This window comes from Microcystis sp. M109S1, assembly GCF_020247025.1.
In the GTDB taxonomy this organism is placed as follows: Bacteria; Cyanobacteriota; Cyanobacteriia; order Cyanobacteriales; family Microcystaceae; genus Microcystis.
Genome location: NZ_JADBRW010000061.1, coordinates 1 through 5,381, shown reverse-complemented (window position 1 = coordinate 5,381; position 5,381 = coordinate 1). Strand labels below are relative to the sequence as shown.

Sequence of the window (5,381 nt, the reverse complement as noted above, 5' to 3'; positions counted from 1 at the left end):
GTCGAGGGAATCAACAATAAACTTAAACTAATAAAACGGAGAGGCTATGGCTTTAGAAACTTTCAGAATTTTTGGGTTAGAAGTATGTTATCTTGGCATCTTGTCTGTTGATTTAGCATAAAGAGTAACGAAGAGCCAACTTTTTTAGGTACTCGGAGAGGGTGAAGCAGTCAGGAAATCAATCACACTCAGATGCACCAGCAGCGGTATCGATGGGTTCCTCACACCAATGGGTAATCTTACCAAGTTGGGGCAAAGTGTTTAAGGGGCCTGGATTCAGGTTGGGTTGGATTAAGTCAGTCCATTCTACCCCTTGGGCCACAGCCACAGTATTGTTAGGTGGGGCACAGCCTGTAATTTTGCCCCAATTTTTACCCCAAGCAGCGCCGACGAAAGCACCGGTATCGGTTTTACCGAGGGAATAGTCACGAGCAAAGATAAACGCCTCTAGTCTTTGGTTGCCTCTCAGACAAATTTGCGGAGCGGCGGCACCTAAAAGAGTAAGGTCATTATAGGCATAAATTTGTAGATTGCCCGGTTTACAGCCAGTCGTACTACCACAATTGTGTTCGATCGCACCGTCAATATTACCTCTAACATAAAAAACTACCAGTTGCCCGGGAGTAATGGTAATCTTATCGCTACTACCCAACTCGATCTTATCAACGATATACTCGTACACTCCTCTAGGAGATGGTCTGTCTCCCGATCGGGGAAAAGTTGCAGAACTGGTAAGTACCAGGTTTAGCTGACCAGAGGGAAGGCTGGCGGCGGCGGGAATTGCTGGTAAATTGGGGAAGCTCACATCGACAAATTGCGCTTTGTAGGGGTTATTGGATGCAGGTGTGGGCTGTTGAATTTTGTTCGTGCTAATAAAACATTCTAGCTCTGGTCGCAAAGTTGCCGTCGCCTCGTCAAATGCCGTGGGGTCGCTCATCACCACATCCCCTTGAAAGTTAGCACCGCCGGAATAATCCGCACTGCCGACCGTAATCTGGCCAGTTGCACCTGCATTTTCCGTGGCTCCCTCGCTTACCCATAAAGCTGGGACAGTGGTGCGATTGAGTGCGAGGGGAAGAGAAGGAAGAATCGGGATAGTTACCACCAGACGGTTACGAGAGGCGGCATTATCGCCACTATCTCTATTGATATCAATCTTAGTTAGGTCTGTTTCGGCACTTTTGCGGGAACGTCCTTCGAGGGTGAGAACTCCCAATCCCAGAATATTGGGGTCAGTGCTGGTGGTCAATCTGTATCCAACCACGCGATAATAACGATTATCATTCCACTCAAACCATTCACCACTAGCCAAATCTCTTAATCCTGGATTTACTGCTCGTTGTCCTGTGGGTGCGAGGATTTTGTCGGCAATTTCGTTTGTAGGACTGGGATTACCACAGTCGGTGGCAATGGCTAATTTTTTTAAATCTGTTTGTAGGCCTGGACTGGGATTACCAGTAGGTACTTGGGCGTTCTCCCAACAGTCGCCAGAACTACAATTACTATCAAACCTCGCCATAACTCGAACGCTATTGAGTAGATCCTGCACGCGAGCCAGCCCCACTTCGGAACTTCTTAAACTATCAGCCCGGGCTTTTTGGGCAATTACTTTCGATTGGTCGCCTTGGGCGCGCATCATCATAGTCATTCCTGTCACCATCAGGATAAGTCCAATTAACACGGCAAGAGGCAAGGCAAACCCTTTTTCCTTATTAGCCATCAGGTGAAGATATAAACGATTGTTCATAAGCCAGTCCATCTAAGAATGGTTACTCTTACTATAATACTGTCAAGTTTTGGTTAAGTGACAACTGTGATAATACAAGAATAGCACTGTGAGTAAAATCACAGACTAAGGCCAGTTGATAGGATAATCAGCCAGGGCTCTTCTGGTTTATGTGTGGAAACGAGGTCTATACTGATGGTTTCTTCCGCAAAATAGCCCTAAAAGTCTTGCCCAATAAGCATTTCACGACTCCATAAGCAAAAATTATCACACAAAGTCTAGAAGAGCCCAGCCAGTAATTTTTCGATAAGTATTTTCGACTTTTGACTTAACTAAGGGGCTGTTTTTCGATTCAAAAATGCCCGACAAATTAAGCCTATACCCCGAAAAAAGCTGATAATTAACAACCAAAGGGATTGTAATTCTCCCGCCGTATTTTTCAGAACCCAGCGCTGGGGACGACAGAATAGAAAAGTAATTAGTTTTCTCTGGTCTGATAGGGTAAGTTGCTGGAATTTAAGGGTTGCTTGCCAGATTTTTCCTCGTTTTTCTAGATTGACTAGATGAGACGATAGGCGCAAATCTTCGCCTAAAATATCTAGGAGTAATTTTTCTGAGTAGATGGGTTCCCTCAGGTGAATTTCTGCCCCTATTTCCGAAAGTTTTTTCAGATTGCCCTGTATGATTATATCCGATTCTGTTATCAAGTGAACAGGATATTCCAGCAATTGGTATTGAGTTTCTATGGTGAGGGGAGCTTCCAATAAAGCCACTAAAGCAGTCATGATAATAACCACGTTATATATAGCCAAAATCAAGCCAAAATTTAGGGGACTTTCTTGATAATTGTGATGGCGTAAATTAAAGAAAATACTAATTAAAGTAATAGTGAGAAAAAACAGCAATGGGTAGGATAAGTGCCAATTATATTGATAATTTTGGCGAGCAATTCCCTTCGGTGTCACCTGAAATCCTTTGTCAAAGGGTTTCCAAAGAACATGGAGAACTGTTAGGGATGTAGGTACACAAATAATCATCGATAGTACCTCAGAAAAAACAATCGAGCGCGAGCGAGAATTTAACCAGTGATAAGTGGCTAACTGCAGCATCATGTAGGGTAAAAAGATATAGATTGTCTCATCGATGGTAATGTTCAAAGGTACTATATATCCAAAGGTATAAAGGAGAGGAATAAGTAGAGAAAATAAACGAGCTAAGGGAGAAAACCAAGATAATATTCCTTCTAAGTGTGCCAATCTTTGAGGGAGAGTTAATCCCGCAATTTTTAGGGGATTAGCTTTGATAAAAAATGCCTGTAACGTTCCTCTTGCCCAGCGCAATCTTTGCCGTAAATAAGCTGATAAACTTTCGGCAGATAAACCAGCGCTGAGTTTTTCATTTAAGTAAATAACTTCATAACCTTTGGCAGAAATAGCAATTCCAGTGAAATAGTCTTCACTAATAGATTCTGTATTAAAATATCCTACTTCCTCTAATGCTTTTCTTCTGACAATAAAAGAAGTGCCAGCACAAACAGGACTACCCACCCCATCTTTAGCCGGTTCAATATGACGATAAAATAATTCTTCGTCGGGAGTAACGATATTTTCTAAACCTAAGTTATGGGCGATAGGATCAGCATTATAAAAGCTTTGGGGAGTTTGCACTAGGGCAATTTTAGGGTTTTGAAACCAGCCAACAGTTCTTTCTAGAAAATTCCGACAAGGGATAAAATCTGCGTCAAAAACTACCACTAATTCCCCTTGGGTTTGTCCGAGAGCATGGTTTAAATTACCTGCTTTAGCGTTTTTTCTATCCTCACGAGTCAGATAATGACAATTTAATTTTTCTGCCAATTGATGAATTTCTGATCTCTGGGTATCATCGAGAATATAAATATTTTTATGAGGATAATTAAGGGCTTGACAACCGATAATAGTTCTTGTTAAGATAAAGGCTGGCTCATTATAGGTGGGAATCAGGATATCTACCGTGGGCAAATACTGTTGATCGATCACCGCTTGGCTATAAAAATCAGCTTCTTTGCTTCTATCTTTTGTGGTTAAGACTAAAACTAACTGAATCATGCTACTACTTAAAACTATCATCTCAATGCCTAAAAGTAGTAAACTAAAAAAGCCATTGAGAGGGGTGGAAAGATTTAAGGTGGCCAGAATTCTCCAAACTAGATAGCGCAGGGTGATAGCTAGAGTGATAGAAATAATGACTAATCTTGACCAAACTTGCGGACGCGGAGAAAAGAAAATGATTAACTGCGTAAGAATTAGCAGGATAACCGTGGGTAATAATAATTGATAGCTATGAGCAACCGTGGGAACTTTAATCCAAGCAAATGGATTAAAAAAATCTTCTACTAAGCCAAGTATTAATCGATAAATATTGTGTTCTGGCCAAGATAATGATAAACTGACCATCATTAGCCCGCCGATCACTGCTAACATAATTAAGATAACTGATATTATCGCTAAAATCGACTTGAATACGGAGGAATACACTGGTTTTTGAGGGAACGGAAAAATCGACTCTTCGTTAGACATAAATCCCCTTCTGAGCAAATAAATCTAACTACATTTTACAATTATTAACAAAAACCTGGGCATTGGGCAGCTTTCTCATACTTGGGAATGATACTAAATCGTTTTATGGGAAACCCTTGGAACGCATTTGCGGAGGTTCTACCTTGGAACGAGACAAATCGAACTTTAAAAACCCAGTTATGGATTGTTGCTCCCTACACCCTACCCCCCACACCCTGTCTCACTTTCAATCTGCTTGTCACCCCGTCAGGAACATAGTATACTTTGGTTAACCGTGAGGAAAAATTAATCTATGATAGCCGTCAAAATCGCCGTTGTTAGCGCTCTCGTTTTAGTTGTGGTCAAATTCGTCGCTTCTGTTCTAGGCAAAGGCAATATACCCCTACTTAATCAGGCTGTAACTGTGATTTTAAGCCTTTTTATCGGTTTTGAGTTGATTCAACTAGGACAAGCAGTGATTGAAAAGATTAATTAAGGGTAATCGGCTCTCTTGGATGGTGTGTGATCAACAGGATTGATCGTCGAGATTGCCAGTATAGACTAGATGCTGCCGTCAACCTTTGGTCAAGCTGTTGCGATACAATCCAGCAAAGACAAGAGAGCCTGTAACCCAAAATTTTGGGTTAAAGCCCCGTCCTTTTAGGACGGCTTTATGTTAAAATAAAATTGGTTTGAATCCCCTGAGTGGGCGGTAGTGAATGGCTCGATTGAGTTGAACCCTGGAACTCGAAAGTCTGCATAAGAGACAAAAAGGGAGGGTAGCGAAAACCTCGTCAAACATAGCGCAGGGGTTCCGATAAACAACGGTGAATGAAAAACCAGTAAAAATCTTTGTCGTCAGACAGATAGGGTAGGACATACCCAAATCTTGGTTGAAAGACCAAAACCCTTGGAGAGTGAACCAGAAAAAGGATAACTAGATAGCAAGTGATATTCTAGTAGGTTCGGTTCAGACATAATCGTGTAAGACCTAAGTAAGGGAAACCAGAAAGGGCTGTGATGAGCTTCGAGAATCCTCACGCCTTTAGGCCCAGGAGTGTCAAAGAACCGAACGATCGCTCTAGGTGGTGTACTCGGCGTTAATTTTGACGTAATCG

The 5,381-nt window shown here is 41.9% G+C and carries 4 protein-coding genes; 2 read left to right on the top strand and 2 right to left on the bottom strand.

The genetic code is table 11. From position 1 onward, the window contains the following. Positions 1–111: transposase (locus IM322_RS02810; protein WP_287672386.1), on the top strand; the 111-nt coding region annotated here is incomplete at its 5' end. 67 nt (positions 112–178) lie between these two features. Here the strand turns inward: IM322_RS02810 and IM322_RS02805 are convergent. Together IM322_RS02805 and IM322_RS02800 are read right to left on the bottom strand one after the other, a co-directional pair. Beyond that, positions 179–1,747 carry a hypothetical protein gene (locus IM322_RS02805; protein WP_287672384.1) on the bottom strand — a complete coding sequence of 523 codons (1,569 nt, stop codon included), beginning with the start codon at positions 1,745–1,747 and terminating at the stop codon, positions 179–181. 311 nt (positions 1,748–2,058) lie between these two features. Next, on the bottom strand, positions 2,059–4,284 hold the full coding sequence (locus tag IM322_RS02800) for a glycosyltransferase family 2 protein (protein WP_287672385.1): 2,226 nt from the start codon (positions 4,282–4,284) through the stop codon (positions 2,059–2,061). Between the two features lie 292 nt (positions 4,285–4,576). Between IM322_RS02800 and IM322_RS02795 the strand changes: the two genes are divergently transcribed. Further along, on the top strand, positions 4,577–4,759 hold the full coding sequence (locus IM322_RS02795) for a hypothetical protein (RefSeq protein WP_002769951.1): 183 nt from the start codon (positions 4,577–4,579) through the stop codon (positions 4,757–4,759). Positions 4,760–5,381: the final 622 nt, after the last annotated feature.

What these genes read in the sequence shown, in the direction of transcription:
- IM322_RS02805 (WP_287672384.1), bottom strand. Translation starts at nt 1,747, where the DNA reads ATGAACAATCGTTTATATCTTCACCTGATGGCTAATAAGGAAAAAGGG.
- IM322_RS02800 (WP_287672385.1), bottom strand. Translation starts at nt 4,284, where the DNA reads ATGTCTAACGAAGAGTCGATTTTTCCGTTCCCTCAAAAACCAGTGTAT.
- IM322_RS02795 (WP_002769951.1), top strand. Translation starts at nt 4,577, where the DNA reads ATGATAGCCGTCAAAATCGCCGTTGTTAGCGCTCTCGTTTTAGTTGTG.